We start from the raw sequence: 22,090 nt of genomic DNA, 5'->3' as shown, positions 1-22,090 counted from the left end.
CCGAGCGGGCGAGAGTGAACTTTCGAGGCCTTTTAGCAGGGCACAACATCGAGGTCGCACGACCGCGATGCACGCCATTGGTGCGTGGTGTCCAGAGGAGTCATGGGGCATGCAGGCTTTCCTTTCACCGGGGATCAAATTGCTGGGGCGGTTTGGCTTCGCGCGTAAATTCCAGCTGTTGTTTCTGCTGTTCATTCTGCCGTTGGCCGGCAGCCTGTTGATGATTGGTCAGGACTATCGCAACAAACTCAATCTGATTGCCGGTGAGCGTGCCGGCGTGCGCCAGTTGCTCAGCCTCGATGCCCTGGACAACCTGCTCGCCGCCCAGCGTGACCGCGCCGCCCGTTGGCGCGCCACCGAAACCAATCGCCAGCCGACCCCGGCCACCCTCGCCGCCATGGCTGCATTTGACGCCGTGCAACCGGCCCTCCAGCAAGCCACCAGCGATCTGAGCAACGCGCTGAACAAGGAAGGCGCCGAAGGCGAAACCCTCGCCCGCTATCAAGCCCTGCAAACCGCGCTCGGTGGTCTGGACTCGAAAAGCCTGAGCAGCGTCGGTTGGTGGCCGGACGGTTACGATCGTTTCACCAACGCCCTCAGCGCCCTGCAAGCCTTGCGCGAGCAAATCGTCATGGACAACCGCCTGACGCTGGCGCCATGGCTGGAAACCTATCTGCTGACGCAGATCTCCACACAGCACGCACCGGATCTGATCGAGCGCGTGGGCCGCCTCGCCGCCGTCGGCCAGGCTTCGGTGGTCTCGGGACAATTCACTTTGCAGAGTCGCTTGCAACTGCGCGATCTGCGTGGCCGCATCGGCGACGCCCGCGAGCAACTTGTCAAAACCGCAGGCCTGCTCGAAGCGCGTCTGCCGAGCGATCTGCACATCTGGGCCGGTCAGTATCACGACAGCCTCAAGCGCCTTGATGCCGGGCTGAAGGTGCTGGATGACGGCGTGTTTGGCGGCAGCATTACACTCAAACCGGAAGACTTTGAACGCAGCCTCGATACACTGTTGGGCGATCTCGCCTCATTGCGCCAGCAATCACTGTTGTCGCTGGATCAGCGCCTGGACGCCTACCACGCTTCGGCGATTCGCCAGTTCATCGTGGTCGCCGCGGTGTTCGGTTGCCTGTTGCTGGCGGCGTTGTACCTGTTCGTCTGCCTGCAAGCCTCGATCCGGCGCAGCGCCAGCGGCATTACTCTTCTGGCCGAGGCCCTGCGTGACGGCAATCTCAGCCTGCAAGTGCCGGTGGTGGGCCGCGATGAGCTGGCGGCGATCAGCACCGCGCTCAACGTCGCGGTGGTGCAACTGCGCGCCAGCATGCTCGGGGTCGATCACGAAACCTCGCAACTGAGCCACGCGGTGCACAGCCTCAACGATCACTCCAGCGGCGCGCTGAGCGAAGTCGAAGCGCAGCAGTTACAGATCAGCCAGATCGCCGCCGCTGCGACGCAACTGGCCGCCACTTCGCAAGGTGTGGCGCAGAGTTGCGAACAGGCCTCCAGCAGCGCCCAACAGACCCGGCGCATCGCTGCCGACAGCAGCCGCGACAGCCAGCGCACCACGGCGAGCATTCAGCAACTCAACCAACGGCTGAACGACACCGCAGCGGCACTCGGTCGTGTCAGCGAGCAAGGGCAGCAGATTCAACTGGTGGTCGACACCATTCGTGGCGTCGCCGAGCAGACCAACTTGCTCGCGCTCAACGCCGCCATTGAGGCCGCACGCGCCGGCGAACAGGGACGCGGCTTTGCCGTGGTCGCCGATGAAGTGCGCAGCCTGTCGCAACGTACCCAGTCATCGACCGCGCAAATCGCCGGCACGGTCGACAGCCTGCGCGCCACGGTCAACGAGGCGGTGAGCCTGATGGAAGCCGCCTGTGGCCAGGCGCAATCGGATGCCGACGCCGTGACCGGTCTTGGTGAACGTCTCGGCGAAATCGCCAGCGCGGTACAGAGTGTCACTGACACCCTGGCGCAGATCGCCACCGCCGTGGAAGAACAGGCGAGCACCGCCGATGAAGTCAGCGGCAATATCCAGCAGGTCGATCAGGCCGCGGTGCGTCTGCTTGAAGGTGCCCGCGCAGTGAATCTCGCGGCGGATACCCTGAGTCAGGGCAGCAAGGCTCTGAGCGACAACACCGCACGCTTCCGCCTCAGCTGATCCGCGCTTCGGGGAAGTCCGCTTCCAGCTCGGTCTTCAGCCACTGGATAAACCACGCCACATCCGCCGGCAGTTCGGCGGACGGCGTGAGGACCCGGTAGCTTTCCAGCTTCACCTGCGCGTCCACCGCGCGCACCAGTTTGCCGGACTTGAGCTCCTCGCGAACCAGCACTTCATTGGCCAAGGCAATGCCCTGCCCGCTCTCGGCCACCGACAGCGCGTGATCGTTGTTGACGTAGAGCATGTCGGAATTGAGGTGAATATCCAGGTCATGGGCAGCGAACCACAGGTTCCACCACTCGCCGTCATCGACGTGGATCAGTTCATGGCGAACCAGATCCGCCGGGCCGATCACAGGCTCGATGCTGGCGAGGTATTGCGGGGTGCAGATCGGAAATACGCGCGGGCAGATCAATGCTGCACGGGAGTCGGCGTACTGCCCGTCGAGGCCGTAGACGATGCCCAGATCGGCACTTTTGCCGTCGACTTCGGTGAAGGTCGAGTTTGGCTCGATCGCCAGTTTCAATCCCGGTCGCAGATGCCGCAGGGTTTCGATCCTTGGCATCAACCAGCGCTTGGCAAACCCCGGCACCACCATGATCCGCAACCAGCGCTCGGCATCTTTCGGTCGCGCCTCCTTGCCGGCTTCAATGATCAACTGCAACGCCGCGCTGATCTTGCGGTGGTACTTCTCACCCGCCGGCGTCAAATTGACCCCGCGCGAGGTGCGTTCGAACAGCTGAATGCCCAGCCAGCCCTCCAGCAACTTCACATGCCGACCAATCGCCGGTTGGGTCACGTGCAGGGCTTTCGAGGCTTCGACGTAGCTGCCCAGGCGCGCGGCGGCATCAAATGCACGCACCGCGTTGAGCGGCGGCAAACGGTGGTCGGGCATGATTCCTGGCACCTTTGGCTGTTAAATTAACTAACAGCTGCCATGTTTAAATTGAAGTGTCGCCTCACGCAAGCACTGGCTGATAATCGAGCCACAGCAGAACAATAAAACAGCTGGTTTCACCCCGTACGCAATCTCGATCCTGCCCAGAAAAATAATATCCATGGCCCGACGACTTCGCTGATTCGCAGCGCAATCGCAGGCGATGGGGGAATCGGAGGTAACGCATGAATGCCCTGCATTCGCTGCAAACGCTGGCGGTGTCGATCCGCTCGGTGCGCAAGGTTTACGGTGATCCGGACACCGGTCCGGTGGCGTTGAAAAACATCGACCTGGACATCCGCGACAACGAATTCTTCACCCTGCTCGGCCCTTCCGGCTGCGGCAAGACCACCCTGCTGCGGATGATCGCCGGCTTCGAGTTTCCTACCGAAGGCGAGATCCTGCTGTACGGCGAAAACATCGCTGATCGCCCGCCGTTCCAGCGCCCGGTCAACACGGTGTTCCAGCATTACGCGCTGTTCCCGCACATGACCATCGCGGAGAACCTGGCCTTCGGGCTTGAATCGCAGCCGATGGGCAAGGTGCTGAACAAGGCGCAAATCACCGAGCGCATACGCGAGATGCTCGCGCTGGTGCAGATGGAACGCTTCGCCCAGCGCAAACCTGCGCAGCTGTCCGGCGGCCAGCAACAACGTGTCGCCCTCGCCCGCGCACTGGCGCCACACCCCAAAGTGCTGCTGCTCGACGAACCCCTTTCCGCGCTCGATCTGAAGCTACGCCAGGCCATGCGCGAAGAGCTGAAAACCATTCAGGCCAAGACCGGCATCACCTTCATCTTCGTCACCCACGACCAGGAAGAAGCGCTGACCATGTCAGACCGCATCGCCGTGTTGTCCGAGGGCGAAGTGCAGCAGGTCGGCCGTCCGGAAGATATCTACGAACGCCCGCGCAATCGCTTCGTCGCCGACTTCATCGGCGAGACCAATTTCATCCAGGGCACGGTGACGAAGATCGAGGCCGGCATGGCCTGGTTCGCCGGGCCGGCCGGGCATCCGCTGCCGGCGCAAGCGTGCAGCGATGTGACGGTCGGCGCCAGCGTGACGTTATCTGTGCGCCCCGAGCGCCTGCATCTGGTGCCTGCCGCGACCGAGGCCGCGCTGCCGTGCCGGATCGAAGCGCAGATCTACCTCGGCACCGATCTGCAATATCAGGTCAGCCTCAGCGACGGTTCGCGCCTCACCGTGCGCACGCCCAACTGCGTCGACCAGAGCCTGCGCTTTGCCGTCGGCTCTCAGGCCGGTCTGCTGTTCGACCGGGGAAGCGCCAGCGTCCTGCACGATTGAGCCCGAGGAGTTGCCATGCACACCTTACCGATTGCCAACACGCTGGAACGCCGCAAGGCTTTCCAGAGCTTTCTCGGAGTCAGCCCGGCGCTGGTCGCCATTGGCCTGTTTCTGCTGGTGCCGATCCTGATCGTCATCGGCTATTCGCTGATGGAAGCCAACCCCTACGGCGGGGTCAACAAAGTCTTCAGCAGCGATGCTTATACCTCGTTGCTGTTCGAACGGCAGATGGACGACAGCCTGGCGTTCGCCGACTCCTACCTGATCATCGCCCTGCGTTCGGTCGGCATTGCCGGGCTGACCACACTCATCACGCTGTTGATCGGCTTCCCGGTCGCGGTGTGGCTGGCAATGCAACCGGCACATCGGCGTGGCCTGCTGATCTTCCTGATCACCGTGCCGTTCTGGGCCAACCTGCTGATCCGCACCTACGCGTGGATTCTGCTGCTGCGCAACACCGGCGTGATCAACAACAGTCTGCTGGGCATGGGCGTCATCCATGAACCGTTGCAGCTGTTGTACACCGACGGCGCGGTGCTGCTGGGGCTGGTTTATACCTACGCGCCGTTCGTGGTGCTGCCGATCTACGCCACGTTGGAAAAGATGGATATTCGCTTGCTCGAAGCGGCTCAGGATCTGTACGCCGGCCGCGTGCGCACCTTGCGCAAAGTGGTATTGCCGATCGCCAAACCGGGAATTCTCGCCGGCGCCATCCTCACGTTCGTGCCATGCCTGGGCGCGATGATCGCCCCGGAACTGCTCGGCGGCGGCACGCGAATGATGCTCGGCAACCTGATTTTCCGGCAGTTCAGCGATGCACGTAACTGGCCGTTCGGCGCCGCGCTGTCGCTGGTGCTGATGGCCGCCGTGATGCTGGTCTTGACCGTGTATGCCCTGCGCGCCGAGCGCCAGCGCATCGCCAAAGGAGGTGCGTGATGCTCGCGCTATTCAAACGCAAAGGGCTGGGCGTGCAGGACTTTCCCGGTTTCGGCGGCTTCAGCTTGCTGTTCTATCTGTACCTGTACGCGCCGATCGTGGTGCTGGTGGTGTTCTCGTTCAACGCCAACCAGTCCGCGACGGTGTGGACCGGCTTCAGCCTCGACTGGTATCGCGCCGCGTTCGCCAATCAAGCCTTGCGTCAGGCCGCTGGCAACAGCCTGTTGATCGCGGTCTGTGCGAGCATGATCGCCACGGCGATTGCCACCCTCGCCGCCCTCGGCACCTCACGCGGAGCGAAGTTCAAGGGCCTGCAACTGTCGATGGGCGCGATCATGTTGCCGCTGGTGCTGCCGGAAATCGTCGTCGGTGTGGCGACGCTTGCACTGTTCTCGACCATTGGCCTGTCGCTGGGCTACGGCAACCTGATCATCGCCCATACGGTGTTCTGCATTCCGTTCGCCTACCTGCCGATTCGCGCTCGCCTCAACGACATGGACCTGTCGCTGGAACAAGCCTCGGCCGACCTGTATGCCGGCCCGTGGCGGACCTTCCGCAAGGTGACCTTGCCGCTGCTGATGCCGGGAATTTTCTCCGGGCTGATGCTGGCCTTCATCGTCTCGCTGGATAACTTCGTGATCTCGATGATGGTCGCCCAGGCCGGTACGACAACGCTGCCGATCTTCATCTTCGGCCTGTTGCGCATGGGCGTGACACCCGACGTCAACGCCGTGTCGACCCTGATCCTCGGCGTCTCGGTGCTGTTTGTGAGCCTCTCTTACCTGCTGGGCAAAAAGAACGCCTGAACCTTCCAAGAACTGTGGGGAAATAGCATGAGCAAGTGGATAAAAAGCGTCGGCACTGCGTTGTTCCTGACTGCGCCGCTGGCGATGACCGGCAGCGTTCAGGCCGCGGAAAAACTCAATGTGGTGAGCTGGAGCGGCTACTTCTCGCCGGAGATTCTCGCCAAGTTCCAGAAGCAGACCGGTATCGAAGTCACCGTCGATTCCTACGACTCCAACGAGACCCTGCTGGCCAAACTGAAACAGGGTGGCGCCGGTTACGACGTGGCGATTCCTTCGCACCAGTTCATCCCGATCCTGATCAAGGAAAACCTGTTGGAGCGCTTCGATCCGGTCAAGGAGCCGTACTACGCCAGCGTTGTGGATAACCTGAAAAAACCAAGTTGGGACCCGGAGGGCGCGTACTCGGTGCCATTCATCTGGGGCACCACCAGCGTAGTCCTCGACACCGCGCGCTACAAAGGCCCGACTGACAGCTACAAGGTGTTGTACGAGCCGCCAGCCGAGTTGCAGGGACGGATCAACATGTTCGACTCGACCAGCGAGATGGTCGACATGGCCAGCCTCTATCTGAATGTTCCGCTGTGCAGTGAAGACCCGAAACAGATGCAACAGGTGCTAACGCTGCTCAAGGCGCAGAAGCCGTTCGTAAAGACTTACAGCTCTAAGGCCGGCTCGATCCGCGAGAACCTCGCCTCGGGTGAAATCGACATGTCGATGTTCTGGGGCGGCTCATCGATGCGCGCCCGCGAGATGAAACCGAGCCTGAAATACCTGTACCCGAAAGAAGGCGTACTGGCCTGGGTCGACAACATGGTCATCCCCACCGGCAGCAAGAACCCGGCGAATGCCAAGGCGTTCATCGCCTTCCTCAGCCAGCCGGAAAACGCGGCGATGACCCAGAACTTCCTCAAGCACCAGAGCCCGATCAAAGGCGTCGAACCGTTCCTCGATGCGGCGCTCAAGGACGCGCCGGAATTGCACATTCCCGAGGGCACTCACGTGGTGTTCAGCAAGACTTGCGGTGAAAGCGCGATCCGCCTCGCTGACCGTCTCTGGACCAACCTGATGCGTTGATTCCTGCCGCCTCGGCATGACGCCGGGGCGTTTCTTCAGCCGTCTGAAAGGCGCCGTTGTCATGAACTCCAATAACATCAGCGAACTGGTCCTGCTGCAGGCCCATGAGCTCGCCGAACGCATCCGCCTGCGCCAAGTGTCCTGCCGCGAAGTGATGCAGACTTATCTTGCCCATATCGAACGCTTCAACCCGCAGGTCAACGCGCTGATCAGCCTGCAGGCACCGGATGTTCTGCTGGCCCAGGCCGATGCGCGCGACGCCGAACTGGCGCGCGGTGAATACCGTGGCTGGATGCACGGCCTGCCCCACGCGATCAAGGATCTGTCGCTGACCCAAGGCATCCGCACCACGCTCGGCTCACCGTTGTTCAAGGACTTTATTCCCGAGCGCGACGGCATTATGGTCGAGCGGATCAAGGCTGCCGGCGCGATCATCATCGGCAAGACCAACACCCCGGAATTCGGCCTCGGTTCGCAAAGCTATAACACGCTGTTCGGTGCTACCGGCTGCGCTTATGACCCGAGCAAAACCGCCGGTGGCAGCAGCGGCGGCGCAGCAGCGGCGCTGGCGATGCATCTGGTGCCGGTGGCCGATGGCAGCGACATGATGGGTTCGCTGCGCAACCCGGCGGCGTTCAACAATATCTTTGGTTTCCGCCCGTCTCAGGGCCGCGTGCCGTTTGATGACAGTGCCGATCTGTTTTTCGATCAACTTGGCTATGAAGGACCGATGGCCCGCAGCGTGCGCGATGCGGCGTTGCTGCTGTCGGTGCAGGCTGGGGGCGATGCCCGGGCGCCGTTGTCCAACGCTGAATCCGGAGAGGTCTTTGCCGCGCCGCTGGAGCGTGATTTCAAGGGCACGCGATTGGGCTGGCTGGGAGACTTCAACGGTTATCTGCCGATGGAAAACGGCGTTCTGTCGCTGTGCGAGAAGACCTTTGCCGACTTTGAAAGCCTTGGCTGCCACGTTCAATCCGTTCAGCCGGGGTTCGCGCCTGAGCGGTTGTGGAGCAGTTGGCGGACGTTGCGGCACTGGATGGTCGCGGGGTCGCTGGGCGCAACTTATGCTGATCCACAGAAGCGCGAGCTGCTGAAACCGGAAGCCTGCTGGGAAGTGGAAAACGGTCTGAAGCTTTCGGCGAGCGAAGTGTTCGCCGCGTCGGTGGTGCGCAGCGATTGGTATCGGGCGATTTCCCGGTTGTTCGAACGCTACGATTACCTGCTGCTGCCCAGTGCACAGGTCTTCCCGTTCGATAAAACCCAGCCTTGGCCGACGTCTATCGAGGGCGTGAGCATGGACACGTATCACCGCTGGATGGAGGTAGTCATCCCCGGCACGCTGTCGGGTTGCCCGGTGGCGAGCGTTCAGGCCGGCTTCAATGCGCAGGGGTTGCCGATGGGGCTGCAGATCATCGGCCGGCACCAGGCCGACTTCGCGGTTCTGCAACTGGCGCACGCCTATGAACAGGCCAGCCGCTGGTTCGAACGCTGCCCTTCGCCCCTGCTGAGCCAGTAATTTTGATAAACGGTTGAAAGCGTAGAAAAATTTTTTAAATTTACGCTTGACGCTTTTCCATTTCAGGGGAATAATGCGCGCCACTTGGCTACATAGCTCAGTTGGTTAGAGCATAGCATTCATAATGCTGGGGTCCGGGGTTCAAGTCCCTGTGTAGCCACCAAGTACTAAAAACGGCTTACCGAAAGGTAGGCCGTTTTTTTATGCCTCGAAAAAACCACCCTCCCGTGGCGAGGGGATTCATCCCCGATGGCTGCAAAGCAGCCCCTCTCCATCCAGCTGCCCCATAATTCCTGATTGGCCCTGACCAAGGTTAATGGCACGTCAACAAACCGGGAAAGCACTGCAGGAAAAAGGTGCGCGCGGTGTACGAATTGGATTTTTCGTAAAACCTCGCGCCTGAACCCCACCCCATCGGTTTGCCCGAATTCCCCGTTGACCGACAAGCTCCCCTGGCTCGTTTCAAAGCCGTACAGGGAGTTGGCATGGCTCGATTCAAATCTCTCTTCGATGAAGATTGGCTTTGGAAACGTCCGAGAAGGACCGGCTCATGGGCCGCTTGGAATCCGCCTCCCCCGCCGGAGCCGGTGTACATCGAAAAGGATGAATGGCCAACGCCCAAGCCCCGCGAAGACCAGGTGTTCGCCAAGTCCTGCACGCCGGATAACTGGTGTCGAACGGACGCCGGCACTGCGCCAGAGCCCGCCGCCAATTTCGGCAAGATCATGGTCGCGGGGGCCATGCTCTTTCCCTCAGCCAGCACCGCGGTAGCGACCGCGCTCGGCGCCGACCTGGCTTTGGGGCGCATGGCCGGCGGCGGAATTCTGCAACAACGCCTCAACTGGGCCATCCGTGGCGCAGGCGGCGCGGCCAGCGTATTCATCCTCGGGATGCTGCCGACCCGCATGGGCGACGGCACATTGCACACCGACGAACAACTACGCCGCATGAGCCGCGCCAGCACTCGCGTGCGCTTCCAGTTTCGGCGCGATGCCCAAGGCGTCATGCAGGTTTACGGCATCCACGCCGGCGCTTCGGGCGATGACTCGGTCCGTACCGTCAACGTCGAGTGGAACAGCGACAAGACGGCGATGGAGGCCAGGCTCAACGGCATCACGATTGTATGGACGCCGCAACGCGGGCCACTCGGTTCAATGCCGCCGCTGGTTTATCCGGAACACCGCGAGCAACTGAACACGATCCTTGTCCACCCGATTCCTGAGAACACTGATACCCAGATAGAAGGCCCGCCCGGCGAAGACATTACCGCCGAGGATTGTATTCTGGTGTTCCCGGCGGACACCGGGCTGAAGTCGCTTTATGTAGTGTTTTCGAGGCCGGCCAGGCTGATGCCGGGGACGGTGACGGGGGTGGGGGAGGATGTTTCGGGGATATGGCTTGCTGGAGCGGGAACGGGGATCGGTGCGCCGATTCCGACACGGATTGCGGATAGGCTCAGGGGGAAGGAGTTTTCAAGCTTCGATGCATTTCGGAAAGCATTCTGGCAGGCCGTGCGGGATGATCCAGCCCTGTTTAATCAGTTCAATGTGGATGCCCAAGATCGTTTAGTGTCAGGCAATGCTCCCGCCGTTCGAGATAGAGAGGCCGTTGGCACACGAGGCGTATTCGAAATACACCACGTCGAGCGGATCGTAGACGGCGGCGCTGTGTACGACATAGACAACCTCCGCATCAACACCCCTAGAAATCACATCAGCCAGCACAAAAAGTAGTGAACGCACATGGTAAAAATATCCGAATACACAGAAACCGAATTTATCCGCTTCATTGAAAAAATACGGGCAACCAACAAATGTGGATCGGATACGGAGCTTGGTGAACTGCTGGCGCAGTTCAGAACGCTAACCGGTCACCCGGATGGAACCGACCTGATTTTTTATCCCGAGCCAGGAGCAAACAGCTCTGCTGAGGGCATTGCGAAGACCGTAAAGGAGTGGCGTGCCACTAATGGACTTCCGGGCTTCAAGCAATAGATGTCGAACCCCAAAATATGATCATCAAACGCAGCTTTTCGGACTACACCGAACAAGACTTCGTTGAATTCGTGGACGAGATCAGAAAAGAAGACAAGGCGCCCACTGATGAGCGTGCAGACGTCTTAGTGCGGCACTTCAACTCGATTGTTGGTCATCCAAGCGGGATGGACCTTATTTACTATCCAGAACCCGGAGCGGACACGTCGTCCGCTGGTATAGCTCGTACAGTTGCAGCATGGCGTGCTGCTAATGGTCTGCCCGGATTTAAGCAATAAGCGTTTTTTATCCCTCGAGACACACCGAACCCGTGGCGAGGGGATTTATCCCCGACAGGGTGCGCAGCGCCCCTTTTCCCCATAAAAACCGAACGGGCCTGCTGCGCAGTCCATCGGGGATAAATCCCCTCACCACACTGCCAAACCTGACCTGTGTAGGTAGCTTTGCCGCCAGGGCCATCACCCCCTTCAACCATATAGATATTCAAGAAAGCCAAATACGGACTACATCACATCGAGCATATCCAGCATGGAGGTGCGGTTTATGATGTGGATAACCTCGCTGTGATGACTCCGAAACGACATATAGAGATTCACACGGAATAAAAATGTCTACTAAAAACAACTTCTCGGATTACACGGAACAAGAGTTCCTCGGCCTGCTTGAGCGCATCATGGGAAATGATGAGAGCGAGGAGGAAGAAGGCAGACTTGTATTTCACTTCAACTCAATTTGTGGACATCCGAAGGGGTCCGACTTGATTTTCTACCCTGAGGACGACGCTGACGATTCAGCAGAAGGCGTGACCGAAACCATTAAAAAATGGCGTGCCGCCAATGGGCTACCCGGCTTCAAGCAATAAGCAACTTCATCCCCGAAGAAAGCCACAATGCCAAGCCTGACCTATTCAGGCTGCTCTGCCGACAGGGCCGCCAACCCCTTCGCCCAGATCTGCCGAGTCCGCAGCCCCACCATCGCCCGCCAGTCCGGATCGGCCGGATAAAACTGCTCCAGCAGATTCAACTTGATCGCCCGCCCCGTCGCATCCAGCGGATCGCCATGCAGATGGAGCCAATGGTCATCGCGCAAATGCCGATGCACGTCTGGCCCCGGATACGTTCCGCATTCGATCACGAATGGCATCAGTTGCACGTCGGGCAACGCATTGAGCAGCGCCTGTGAGGTGTACCCGGTAGCGGTCGCTGCCACACCGGTTTCACTCAAGGTGTCGGCGCCGGTGTGCAGCGTGTACAGCCATGGGCCATAAATCGCCTGTGCCTGCGCGAGTGCCGGATAAGGCGCCTGGGTGATGGTGAGCAACATCGGATGCCCGTACTCCCCTGCCCCAGTGTGCAGGTCGAAGCACATCACGGTTTCAGCACCGGTCATATGCGCATCGATGATCTGATGCAACGTGCGATTCGACCAGCTCGGTGCGCGGCCGCCATAGAACAGGCCATCGGGATGACTGTGCTGACCGCCCTCGACAATCGACATCACCGCCGGCCAGCCATGTTCGGCAATCTGCGCTTCGAGCAAGGCATCGGTGCGCTTACGCTCGGGGCCGTGCAAATCGGTGCAGGCATAGATCTCGTGCAGCGTGGCGTAGGCGCAGTTGTCCGGCAACGGCCCGGCGAAATCCAGGTGATTGCGGTTGAGATCGATGTTGTCTTCGTTGACCCGGCGCAGCCACGCGGCGCCCCATGGGTTGATCAAGTGGATCATCACAACCGCGACATCCTTGGGCAGCGAGCCGGGAACGAAAGTTTGCAGCCAGTCGATCTGGCAATCCGAACCGTAATAGCCCTCGACCCCGTGAGTGCCGCTGAGTGCCACCAAACGACGTTTGGCCTGCGGATCACCGAGCACAGCGACGTCGGTGCTCAAGGGTTCACCGAAGGGGCCGCAACGCGGATGGGCATACGAGGTGAGCGTGGCTCCGGCAGTTTGGGCGGCGGTCAGAAACTGTTCGCGCTGATCACGATAACTGGATTCGGTGGGAAACTCGCTGTGCATGTCGGCCTCTTGTTGGTTTTGTACTTGTGGGAGCGAGCTTGCTCGCGAAGGCGATAGTGCATTCAACATTTTGGTTGCCTGACACGCCCCATTCGCGAGCAAGCTCGCTCCCACAAGGGCTTTGTTTCAGTTCGATCAATTTGGCATTGACCCTAGCGAACATCCGCCCAGAAAAGAAAGACAAAAATGCCCGGTGGTTTGCGTCGCGACCGGCCGGTCGATAAAGTCCGTCAGACCTTTTACCCCACGGACGGAGAGCCCCACGTGTTTCCAGCCCTGCCCCTGAGCCGCTTTCGCCTGCCTGCCCTGACGCTGATCATCAGCGCCCTGACCCTCACCGCGTGCAACGCCCCGTCCTCCTCGACCTTGCCGCTGGCACCGGAAGCCGCTTCCGGTTACCGCACCGATCTGCAGACTCGCCACGCCAGTCAACACATGGCCGCTGCCGCCAATCCGCTGGCCGCCGAGGCCGGTCGCGAGATGTTGCGCAAGGGTGGTTCGGCGATTGATGCAGCGATTGCCATGCAAGCCGTGCTGACCCTGGTCGAGCCGCAATCCTCCGGGATCGGTGGCGGCGCGATGATCGTGTTGTGGGACGGCAAACAGGTGCGTACCTACGACGGTCGCGAAACCGCGCCGGCGGGTGCCACCGAGAAGCTGTTCCTGCAGGCCGACGGCAAACCGATGCCGTTCCCGCAGGCACAGATCGGCGGGCGCTCGGTGGGCACGCCGGGCGTATTGCGTGCACTGGAGATGGCGCACAAGCAACACGGTCGGCTGCCGTGGGCCACGCTGTTCGAACCGGCGATCAAACTCGCCGAGCAGGGTTTTGCTATTTCGCCGCGCCTGCATTCTCTGCTGGAATCCGACCCGGTGATCCGCAAATCCCCGGACATGGCCGCGTACTTTCTCAACAGCGACGGCAGCGTCAAAGCGGTCGGCACGCGCCTGCAGAACCCGGCGCTGGCCGCCGTGCTCAAGCGCATCGCCAACGAAGGCCCGGACGCGCTGTACAAAGGACCGATCGCCGAAGAGATCGTCGCCAAGGTGCAGGGCCACGCCAACCCCGGCAGCTTGTCGCTCAATGATTTGCAAGGCTACAAAGCAAAAGAGCGCGCTCCGCTGTGCACCGACTATAAACGCTGGCAGGTCTGCGGGATGCCGCCTCCGTCGTCGGGCGGGATCGCCGTGGCGCAGATTCTCGGCACCCTGCAAGCGCTGGAAAGCCGCGATCCACGCCTGTCGCTGACGCCGCTCAAACCCGTGAAAACCAACAAACCGGCCGGTATCGAACCCGATCCACAAGCCGTGCACCTGATCGCCGAAGCCGAACGCCTGGCCTACGCCGATCGCGCGCAATACGTCGCCGACACCGACTTCGTCCCGGTGCCGGTCAAAGGCCTGGTGGATCCGGGCTATCTGGCCAGCCGCGCCAGCCTGATCGGCGAACGCAGCATGGGCAGTGCCAAATCCGGCACCCCGCCGGGCGTACAGGTGGCCTACGCGCCGGATCGCTCACCGCTGCGTATCTCCACCTCGCAAGTGGTGGCGGTGGATGACCTCGGTGGCGCGGTATCGATGACCACCACCATCGAAGCGGCATTCGGCTCGCACCTGATGGTGCAGGGCTTTTTGCTGAACAACCAGATGACCGACTTCTCGTTCATCCCCGAAGAGAACGGGCAGAAAGTCGCCAACCGCGTCGAACCCGGCAAACGCCCACGCTCGTCGATGGCGCCAACATTGATCTTCGACCGCAACAGCGGCCAGTTCCTCGCCAGCGTCGGCTCGCCGGGCGGTTCGCAGATCATCGAATACGTGGCCAAGACCACTGTCGGCCTGCTCGACTGGAACCTCGACCCGCAAAGCGCCATCAGCCTGCCCAACTTCGGCAGCCGCAACGGCCCGACCGAACTGGAACAGGGCCAGTTCAGCCCGGCGCTGATTCAGGCGCTGAAGGACAAGGGACATGTTGTGAATGAAATCGACATGACCAGCGGCACGCAGGCCATCGTGCGGGTCAAGGATGCGCAGGGTAAAGCGTCGTTGGCGGGTGGTGCGGATCCGCGGCGTGAAGGGGAAGCGTTGGGAGATTGAGGCTACGCACGGAAAACAAAAGGCTTACTGCGAGGTAAGCCTTTTTTATGCCTGATAAATTGTGCTCATCTGCCGCAAAAGGCTCGCGAATCAAACCGACAGGATTTTACCGTCCACCGCATCGCCAATCGTCAGGAAATGCCCGCCGGCCACGTGGTGCAGCGTGCGCAAGCCGTCGTGCCCGTCGAAGTGCCAGCGGCCGTCGCTGAACACACGTTCATCGGCCTGAGCGGCGATGACTTCGGCGAGGAACAGGTCATATTGTTCGTGGTTGCGCGGTTCGGGCAGCAAGCGGCATTCGAGCCAGGCCACGCAACCTTCGAGTAACGGCGCCTCGACGGTTTCACCGGTAAAGGTTTGCAGGCCGTAAGCCTGAAACTTGTCCTGCCCCTGACTCTGCTGGATCTCCAGCCCCGAGGTATTGCCGACGGTTTGCACGATGTCAGCCTGATTGACGCACGGCACGTTGAGCACAAAAGTGCCGGACGCTTCGAGCAACTGGCGGGTCCAGGTGGACTTGTCGAGGACGACGGCGACTTTCGGCGGTTCGAAATCCAGTGGCATTGCCCAGGCGGCGGCCATGATGTTGCGCTGGCCGTCATAAGCGGCGCTGACCAGCACGGTCGGCCCGTGATTGAGCAGACGGTAGGCTTTGTTCAGGGGCACCGGGCGGCGGTGGGAGGCGCTCATGGGGATCTGCTCCGGGGAAAAGGAACAGATTGTAGCGCCAGCTGCTGGTGAAAACCTGTAGGAGCTGCGGCACGCTGCGATCTTTTGATCTTGATGTTGATCCTTGAAATCAACATCAAGATCAAAAGATCGCAGCCTCGTTGCACTCGGCAGCTCCTACAGGTATTGGCGGGGGAATCAGTTAGAAAGTTGATTGGCAAACTGCCCGACCGCATCCACCACTTTCTGCGCGCCGTCCTGAATCTCGACGATTACCGTGCCCGCCTCCGCCGCCAGCGCCAGGCCTTGTTCTGCCTGCAGCTTGCCATCGGTCATCAGGGCCACGGCGTTACGCGCCATCTCCTGGTTCTGCCGCACCACGCCGACGATCTCTTCGGTCGCCTGACTGGTGCGCGAAGCCAGTTGTCGGACTTCGTCGGCCACCACCGCAAAGCCCCGGCCCTGCTCGCCAGCGCGCGCCGCTTCGATGGCCGCGTTGAGCGCCAGCAGGTTGGTTTGCTCGGCAATGCCGCTGATGGTTTTGACGATGGTACCGATCACCTGCGACTGCTCGTTCAGTGCCTCGATGCCCTCACCGGCCGCCTGCATGTGGCGCGACAGATCACGCATCACATTCACCGCCTCGGTGACCACCGTGGTGCCACGTTGCGCGGTGTTGTCGGTTTGCTGCGAAGTGCTGTAGGCAATGCTCGCCGCGTCGGCAACCGCTTGTTCACGGTTGACCTGATCGGTGATCACCGTGGCGAACTTCACTACTTTGTACAGTTTGTTGTTGGCATCGACCACCGGGTTGTAGGACGCCTCCAGCCACACCGTACGACCATGGCTGTCGACCCGTTTGAAGCGGTCGGCGACAAACTCGCCATTGTTCAGACGACGCCAGAAATTCTGGTACTCGGCGCTGTTGTACTCCTCAGGTGTGCAGAACATCCGATGATGTTTGCCTTTGATCTGCGCCAGGCTGTAACCCATACCATGCAGAAAGCGCTCGTTGGCATTGAGCACGTTGCCGTTGAGGTCGAATTCGATCACCGCTGTCGAGCGCACCAGAGCGCCGATCAGGTTTTCGTGTTCGCGCGAGGCTTCGATGGTGCGGGTCAGGTCGCTGGAGAAGATCGAAAAATGCTTGATCCGCCCGTCCGAAGCGCGCACCGGCTGCACGATGGAGCGCAGCCAGGCTTCTTCGCCATTACCGCGCAGCAGGCGCACTGCACCAGCGAAATGTTCGCCACGGGTCAGGGCGGCCTTGAAACGATGATGAAAGTCATCGGCCTTCACATGCGCCGGAACGATGTCTTCAATGGCGCGCCCCACCAGATCCTGGCTCTTGTAGAGCATTTCGCCGAGGAAGTTCTGGTTGACAGACTGAATCCGGCCATCGGGCTCCAGGGTCAGCACCAGCATCTCGCTTTCCAGGCTTTCCTTCACCTGCAGCAGGCTGGAGAGTTCTTCACGAAGAGTGGCCAGCTCTTGCTTGAGGCGTTTGTTGAACATGGGCAGATACCGATGGAAAGAAAGCGGGATGCAGACTAGCCATCGGCCTTGAATTTCTTTTCTGAAGAGCGCTTGAGACCCGTCGGTCAAAAATAGTTCACGGGCGTGCGATCAGACAGTTCCGGCCACTTGGCATTGCCCTGTACGCGGCATTCGCGAGCCGAAATACAGCGCACTCAACAGCCCCACCACGCCCATCACCGCACAGAACATCACGCAGATCCACGGACTCCACGGCATCAGACCGATCAGCAACAGCGGTGTCATGCTCGCCCACGCGGCGTAGGCAATGTTGTAGGTGAAGGAGATGCCTGACACGCGAATTCGCGCCGGGAACAACCCGACCATCACCGACGGCACCGCCCCCACCACACCGCAGGCCAGGCCGGCGATGGCGTATGCCAGCCCGATCCAGTGACCGCCCATGATCAAGCAGCTGTAAAGCACGCCGATTCCCAAGGGCAGCAGCAGGCTATAGAGCATGACGGTGCGCCAGGCCCCCAGACGGTCGACCAGCAGCCCGGCGATCACACAGCCGATGTTGAGGAAGACAATGCCCAGCGCACTGAGGGCGAAGGTATGGCTGGCGGTCATGCCGAAGGTTTTCTGCATCATGGTCGGCGTAATGACCACGAACACCACCACGGCCGAGGTCAGCACGCAGGTCAGCAGCATGGCCGGCAACATCGCCAGTCGATGCTCGCGCAGCACCGTACGCAGCGGCAATTCGACCCGCGCTTCACGCTGCGCCTCCATGGCCATGAACACCGGTGTTTCGCTCAACCAACGGCGCAGGTACACACCGATGACGCCGAACACGCCACCGAGCAGGAACGGATAACGCCAGGCGTAATCAAGGATTTCCGCCGGGCTGAACACTTGTGCAAGGAAAGTCGCGGTCAACGCACCAATCAAATAACCGAAGGTCAGCCCGGCCTGCAAAAAGCCCAGCGCGTAACCGCGATGTCCGGCAGGCGCGTGCTCGGCGACGAACACCCAGGCACTCGGCACCTCCCCTCCAACGGCTGCGCCTTGCAGGATGCGCAGCGCCAGCAACAGCAGCGGCGCGAAATAACCGATCTGTGCATACGTCGGCATGATCCCGATCAGCAGGCACGGCAGCGCCATCATCAGGATGCTCAGGCTGAAGACCTTTTTCCGGCCCAGGCGATCGGCGAAATGCGCCATCAGGATCCCGCCCAGCGGACGCGCCAGATACCCGGTAACAAAGATCCCGAAGCTTTGCAGCAGCCGCAGCCATTCGGGCATTTCCGGCGGGAAGAACAACTGGCTGAGGGTCAGGGCGAAGAACACGAAAATGATGAAATCGTAGATCTCCAGCGCCCCACCAAGGGCCGCAAGGCCGAGGGTCTTGTAGTCGGAACGGCTGAACGGCGCCGGTCGGGCTGGGGATTGGGCAGTCATGGCAAAGCACTCTGGCAGGCAAAAAACCAAGGCGCTCATGGTCTACGCAAATCCGCCTGGGGACAACCCGTTAGACCATGGTCACGGTTTGGCAGAAACCTGCTCACAAAATGGCGGCGGTTGATTTACTGTTGAGGCTTGTCTGGCGGGACACATCTGAATCAGGTCTACCTCTGTGGCGAGGGAGCTTGCTCCCGCTGGGTCGCGAAGCGGCCCCCTCTGAACTTTAAAAGCAGGGGACTGCTACGCAGTCCAGCGGGAGCAAGCTCCCTCGCCACAGGGTTGTCGGGTTTGAATGTCCCAAGGACCACAATAACCATAAAAATCCGAGGTACTCCCTGTGGCCGTTGATATCGAAGATAGCCGCTCCGCGCGCTTTGCCTTGCGCTGTTCAAACTTTGCCGAACGCTGGTTCCCCGACTCCTGGGTGTTCGCCGCGTTGGCCGTAATCATTGTCGCGCTGGCCACCTTGGCCATGGGCGCGAAACCCACCGATGCCGCGATGGCGTTCGGTGACGGGTTCTGGAGCCTGATTCCGTTCACCATGCAAATGGCCTTCGTGGTGATTGGCGGCTACGTGGTCGCCAGTTCGCCGCCGGCGGTCAAACTGATCGACAAGCTGGCGCGCATCCCGAAAAACGGCCGCTCCGCCGTGGCCTGGGTCGCGCTGATCTCGATGGTCGCTTCGCTGTTGAACTGGGGTCTGTCGCTAGTGTTCGGCGGTTTGCTGGTGCGCGCCCTCGCCCGCCGCACCGATCTGAAAATGGATTACCGCGCGGCCGGTGCGGCGGCGTATCTGGGCCTCGGCGCTGTTTGGGCCCTGGGCCTGTCATCATCGGCAGCGCAATTGCAGGCCAACCCGGCCAGCCTGCCGCCGGCGATCCTGTCGATCACCGGGGTGATTCCGTTCACGCAGACCATTTTCCTCTGGCAGTCCGGTGCGATGCTGCTGGCGCTGATCGTGATTTCGATCATCGTCGCCTACGCCACCGCGCCCGGCCCAAACTCTGCACGCGATGCCAAGGATTGCGGCATCGACCCGGCGTTCAACCTGCCACCGCTGCAACCACGCACCCGACCCGGCGAATGGCTGGAGCACAGTCCGCTGCTGATCATTCTGCTGGTGTTGCTGGCGGCCGGATGGCTGTTCCACGAGTTCTCGACCAAACCGGCGATCACCGCGATTTCCGGGCTCAACACCTATAACTTCCTGTTCATCATGCTCGGCGCGCTGCTGCACTGGCGCCCGCGCAGCTTCCTCGATGCGGTGGCCCGCGCGGTGCCGACCACCACTGGCGTGCTGATCCAGTTCCCGCTGTACGGCTCGATTGCCGCGCTGCTGACCACGGTCAAAGGTGCCGATGCGCAGACGCTGGCGCATCACATCTCGACCTTTTTTGTCAGCATCGCGTCCCACGACACCTATGCGCTGTTGATGGGCGTGTACTCGGCGATTCTCGGTTTCTTCATCCCTTCCGGCGGCGGCAAGTGGATCATCGAAGCGCCGTATGTGATGCAAGTGGCCAACGATCTGCAATACCACCTCGGCTGGGCCGTGCAGATCTACAACGCCGCCGAAGCGCTGCCGAACCTGATCAACCCGTTCTACATGCTGCCGCTGCTGGGTGTGCTCGGCTTGAAGGCGCGGGACCTGATCGGCTTCTCGTTCGTGCAATTGCTGGTGCACACGCCGCTGGTGCTGTTCCTGCTGTGGGTGCTGGGGACGACATTGGCGTATACGCCGCCGGTAATGCCATAAACCTGATCTGACAGGCCAAGTCATTCCCGCGTGGGAGCCAGCCTGCTGGCTCCCACCTTTGTTCCACTGCAACTTTAAGCTGTAACCCAACCGTCACATCCACTTGCTAGCGTCCGCCCGAAACAAACTGAAACAATTAAGCAAAACGGGCTGACAGATGAAAGACGAAACAGACAGCACTGACGCACCTGAATCCGACACCCCCACTGACACCAGTCGCCGCCGCTTCCTCGGTGGAGTTGCCGTCCTGGGTGTGGGCGCGACGTTGGCCGGCTGCGGTAACGCCAGCAACGCGCCGGGCAAACCGGCCGAGCGCCCGCTGACGTCAGCCGAGCTGGACAAGGCCCTGCGCGATCAAGTGAAAACTGTGGTGGTGATCTACGCCGAGAACCGCAGCTTCAACAACCTGTTCGGTGATTTCCCCGGTGTCGAGAAGCCGCTGTCTGCGCTCAAACCTGCCGATTACCAGCAACGTGATCGCGACGGCAGTCTGTTGCAGACGCTGCCTCCCGTTTGGGGCGGCGTGTTGCAGATCGGCCCGCAAACCCTCGATGGCGTGACCTACCCCAGCGCCACGCAGTTTCAGGAAAACCTGCCCAACGCACCGTTCGCCCTCAAAGGCCCGAACGGCGAAGACCTGCCATTCGGTCTGGTGACCCGCGATTTGTGGCACGTGTTCTATCAGAACCAGATGCAAATCAACGGCGGCAAGAACGATGGCTTTGTTGCCTGGGCCGATTCCGGCGGGCTGACCATGGGCCATTACGCTCAGAGCCGTTATTCCCTGCGTCTGTGGGACGTGGCTCAGGAATTCGTACTGTGCGATAACTTCTTCCAGGGCGCGTTCGGTGGCTCGTTCCTCAACCACCAATACCTGATCAGCGCCACCGCGCCGTTCTATCCGGACGCGGCCAATTCGGTGGCCAAGTCGCAGATCGCCGCGCTGCAAAGCGCCGACCCGGCCGATCCACGCCTCAAGCCGCTGGAGGCATCGCCGGCCAGCGCCATGAGCGGCCCGCCGCAGTTCGGCCCGAGTGCGCTGACGCCGGACGGTTACGGTGTCAACACCCTTGCCCCGCCGTACTGGCCAACATGGATTCGCGACCCGGAGCGTCCGGCGTATTCCAAACCGGATCTGCCCAACGTACTGGTGCCGCAGACCCACGAGCACATCGGCGACAAGCTGTCGAAGAAGAATGTCGATTGGGCCTGGTACGCCGGCGCGTGGCAGGCGACGCTGGATCAATACAAGGATTCCGGCGGGATTCCGAAGATCCCCAACTTTCAATATCACCACCAGCCGTTCAACTATTTCCAACAACAAGGCCCGGAAAACCCGCAGGAGCGCAGCAAACGCCTGCGCGATGCCGGGCTGGGGGATGAATCGAGCACCAACAAATTCTTCGCCGATGCCGAGGCCGGCAAGTTGCCGGCGGTCACGTTCTACAAACCACAAGGCAACCTGAATATGCACGCTGGATATGCCGACGTGGCCTCCGGTGACCGGCACATCGTCCGCGCCCTCAAAGTGCTGCGCGAAAGTCCGCAATGGAAAAACATGGTGGTGATCGTCACCGTCGATGAAAACGGCGGCTGGTGGGACCACGTGGCACCGCCCAAGGGCGATCGCTGGGGGCCGGGATCGCGGGTGCCGGCGCTGGTGGTGTCGCCGTTCGCCCGCAAAGGCACGGTGGATCACACGGTTTACGACACGGCGTCGATCCTGCGCCTGATCACCCGGGTGTTCCAACTGGAAACCCTCGACGGCCTCAAGCAGCGCGATGAGGCAATGATCGCCCGTGGCCAGAAACCCATGGGCGATCTGAGCAACGCCCTGCATTTTCAGGCGTGAGCCGAGTGCGGCGGGCTGACGAA

The 22,090-nt window shown here is 61.0% G+C and carries 19 protein-coding genes and 1 tRNA gene; 15 read left to right on the top strand and 5 right to left on the bottom strand.

The features are described from left to right. Positions 1-109: 109 nt before the first annotated feature. Positions 110-2,167 carry a methyl-accepting chemotaxis protein gene (locus KVQ82_RS05855; RefSeq protein WP_222018400.1) on the top strand — a complete coding sequence of 686 codons (2,058 nt, stop codon included), beginning with the start codon at positions 110-112 and terminating at the stop codon, positions 2,165-2,167. Here the strand turns inward: KVQ82_RS05855 and KVQ82_RS05850 are convergent. After that, entirely contained in the window at positions 2,160-3,062 is a 903-nt protein-coding gene (locus KVQ82_RS05850) for a LysR substrate-binding domain-containing protein (protein WP_222018399.1), read from the bottom strand. The two genes, KVQ82_RS05855 and KVQ82_RS05850, sit on opposite strands and share 8 nt — an antisense overlap. Before the next feature lie 227 nt (positions 3,063-3,289). On the opposite strand from KVQ82_RS05850, the gene KVQ82_RS05845 reads away from it, so the two are divergent. From KVQ82_RS05845 to KVQ82_RS05800, 11 genes are all read left to right on the top strand, one after another. Next, positions 3,290-4,408, top strand: coding sequence for an ABC transporter ATP-binding protein (locus tag KVQ82_RS05845; protein ID WP_222018398.1), 1,119 nt, complete (start codon positions 3,290-3,292; stop codon positions 4,406-4,408). Positions 4,409-4,423: 15 nt separating this feature from the next. Further along, a complete protein-coding gene (locus KVQ82_RS05840) occupies positions 4,424-5,344 on the top strand; it encodes an ABC transporter permease (RefSeq protein ID WP_222018397.1) in 921 nt (306 codons plus the stop codon). Then, on the top strand, positions 5,344-6,150 hold the full coding sequence (locus KVQ82_RS05835) for an ABC transporter permease (RefSeq protein ID WP_041072499.1): 807 nt from the start codon (positions 5,344-5,346) through the stop codon (positions 6,148-6,150). Before KVQ82_RS05840 ends, KVQ82_RS05835 begins: the two co-directional genes overlap by 1 nt. A 27-nt stretch (positions 6,151-6,177) precedes the next feature. Then, positions 6,178-7,224, top strand: a complete 1,047-nt coding sequence (locus KVQ82_RS05830; RefSeq protein WP_222018395.1) for an extracellular solute-binding protein — start codon at positions 6,178-6,180, stop codon at positions 7,222-7,224. Between the two features lie 61 nt (positions 7,225-7,285). Then, complete coding sequence (locus tag KVQ82_RS05825; protein WP_222018393.1) at positions 7,286-8,740, top strand: amidase; 1,455 nt, start codon at positions 7,286-7,288, stop codon at positions 8,738-8,740. A gap of 86 nt (positions 8,741-8,826) precedes the next feature. Beyond that, positions 8,827-8,903, top strand: a tRNA-Met gene (locus tag KVQ82_RS05820). A 322-nt stretch (positions 8,904-9,225) separates the two neighbouring features. Continuing rightward, complete coding sequence (locus KVQ82_RS05815; protein WP_222018392.1) at positions 9,226-10,473, top strand: S-type pyocin domain-containing protein; 1,248 nt, start codon at positions 9,226-9,228, stop codon at positions 10,471-10,473. A 9-nt stretch (positions 10,474-10,482) separates the two neighbouring features. After that, a complete protein-coding gene (locus KVQ82_RS05810; protein WP_086791584.1) occupies positions 10,483-10,734 on the top strand; it encodes a bacteriocin immunity protein in 252 nt (83 codons plus the stop codon). Between the two features lie 17 nt (positions 10,735-10,751). Further along, complete coding sequence (locus KVQ82_RS05805; RefSeq protein ID WP_086791583.1) at positions 10,752-11,012, top strand: bacteriocin immunity protein; 261 nt, start codon at positions 10,752-10,754, stop codon at positions 11,010-11,012. 201 nt (positions 11,013-11,213) lie between these two features. Then, entirely contained in the window at positions 11,214-11,339 is a 126-nt protein-coding gene (locus tag KVQ82_RS31860; protein WP_369426612.1) for a hypothetical protein, read from the top strand. A gap of 2 nt (positions 11,340-11,341) precedes the next feature. After that, positions 11,342-11,596: a bacteriocin immunity protein gene (locus KVQ82_RS05800; RefSeq protein WP_174376901.1), complete on the top strand. Its 255-nt coding sequence runs from the start codon at positions 11,342-11,344 to the stop codon at positions 11,594-11,596. Between the two features lie 41 nt (positions 11,597-11,637). Here KVQ82_RS05800 and KVQ82_RS05795 read toward each other — a convergent pair whose 3' ends face one another. Continuing rightward, positions 11,638-12,750 carry a DUF2817 domain-containing protein gene (locus KVQ82_RS05795; RefSeq protein ID WP_222018389.1) on the bottom strand — a complete coding sequence of 371 codons (1,113 nt, stop codon included), beginning with the start codon at positions 12,748-12,750 and terminating at the stop codon, positions 11,638-11,640. Positions 12,751-13,014: 264 nt separating this feature from the next. Between KVQ82_RS05795 and ggt the strand changes: the two genes are divergently transcribed. Further along, on the top strand, positions 13,015-14,847 hold the full coding sequence (gene ggt / locus KVQ82_RS05790) for a gamma-glutamyltransferase (RefSeq protein WP_222018387.1): 1,833 nt from the start codon (positions 13,015-13,017) through the stop codon (positions 14,845-14,847). A 90-nt stretch (positions 14,848-14,937) separates the two neighbouring features. On the opposite strand, the gene KVQ82_RS05785 is transcribed toward ggt, so the two are convergent. The 3 genes from KVQ82_RS05785 to KVQ82_RS05775 all read right to left on the bottom strand — a co-directional run bounded on the left by KVQ82_RS05785 (position 14,938) and on the right by KVQ82_RS05775 (position 18,456). Beyond that, complete coding sequence (locus tag KVQ82_RS05785) at positions 14,938-15,537, bottom strand: flavin reductase family protein (protein WP_222018385.1); 600 nt, start codon at positions 15,535-15,537, stop codon at positions 14,938-14,940. 177 nt (positions 15,538-15,714) lie between these two features. Further along, positions 15,715-17,031, bottom strand: a complete 1,317-nt coding sequence (locus tag KVQ82_RS05780) for a PAS domain-containing methyl-accepting chemotaxis protein (RefSeq protein WP_222018383.1) — start codon at positions 17,029-17,031, stop codon at positions 15,715-15,717. Positions 17,032-17,142: 111 nt separating this feature from the next. Further along, on the bottom strand, positions 17,143-18,456 hold the full coding sequence (locus KVQ82_RS05775; RefSeq protein WP_222018381.1) for an MFS transporter: 1,314 nt from the start codon (positions 18,454-18,456) through the stop codon (positions 17,143-17,145). 340 nt (positions 18,457-18,796) lie between these two features. Between KVQ82_RS05775 and KVQ82_RS05770 the strand changes: the two genes are divergently transcribed. Together KVQ82_RS05770 and KVQ82_RS05765 are read left to right on the top strand one after the other, a co-directional pair. Beyond that, positions 18,797-20,215: a short-chain fatty acid transporter gene (locus KVQ82_RS05770; RefSeq protein ID WP_108183795.1), complete on the top strand. Its 1,419-nt coding sequence runs from the start codon at positions 18,797-18,799 to the stop codon at positions 20,213-20,215. A 157-nt stretch (positions 20,216-20,372) separates the two neighbouring features. Beyond that, entirely contained in the window at positions 20,373-22,067 is a 1,695-nt protein-coding gene (locus tag KVQ82_RS05765) for an acid phosphatase (protein WP_041074823.1), read from the top strand. Positions 22,068-22,090 lie beyond the last annotated feature (23 nt).

It is taken from the genome of Pseudomonas sp. AO-1, assembly GCF_019775695.1.
Classification (GTDB): domain Bacteria; phylum Pseudomonadota; class Gammaproteobacteria; order Pseudomonadales; family Pseudomonadaceae; genus Aquipseudomonas; species Aquipseudomonas parakoreensis.
This window is presented reverse-complemented; position numbering and strand designations above follow the sequence as displayed.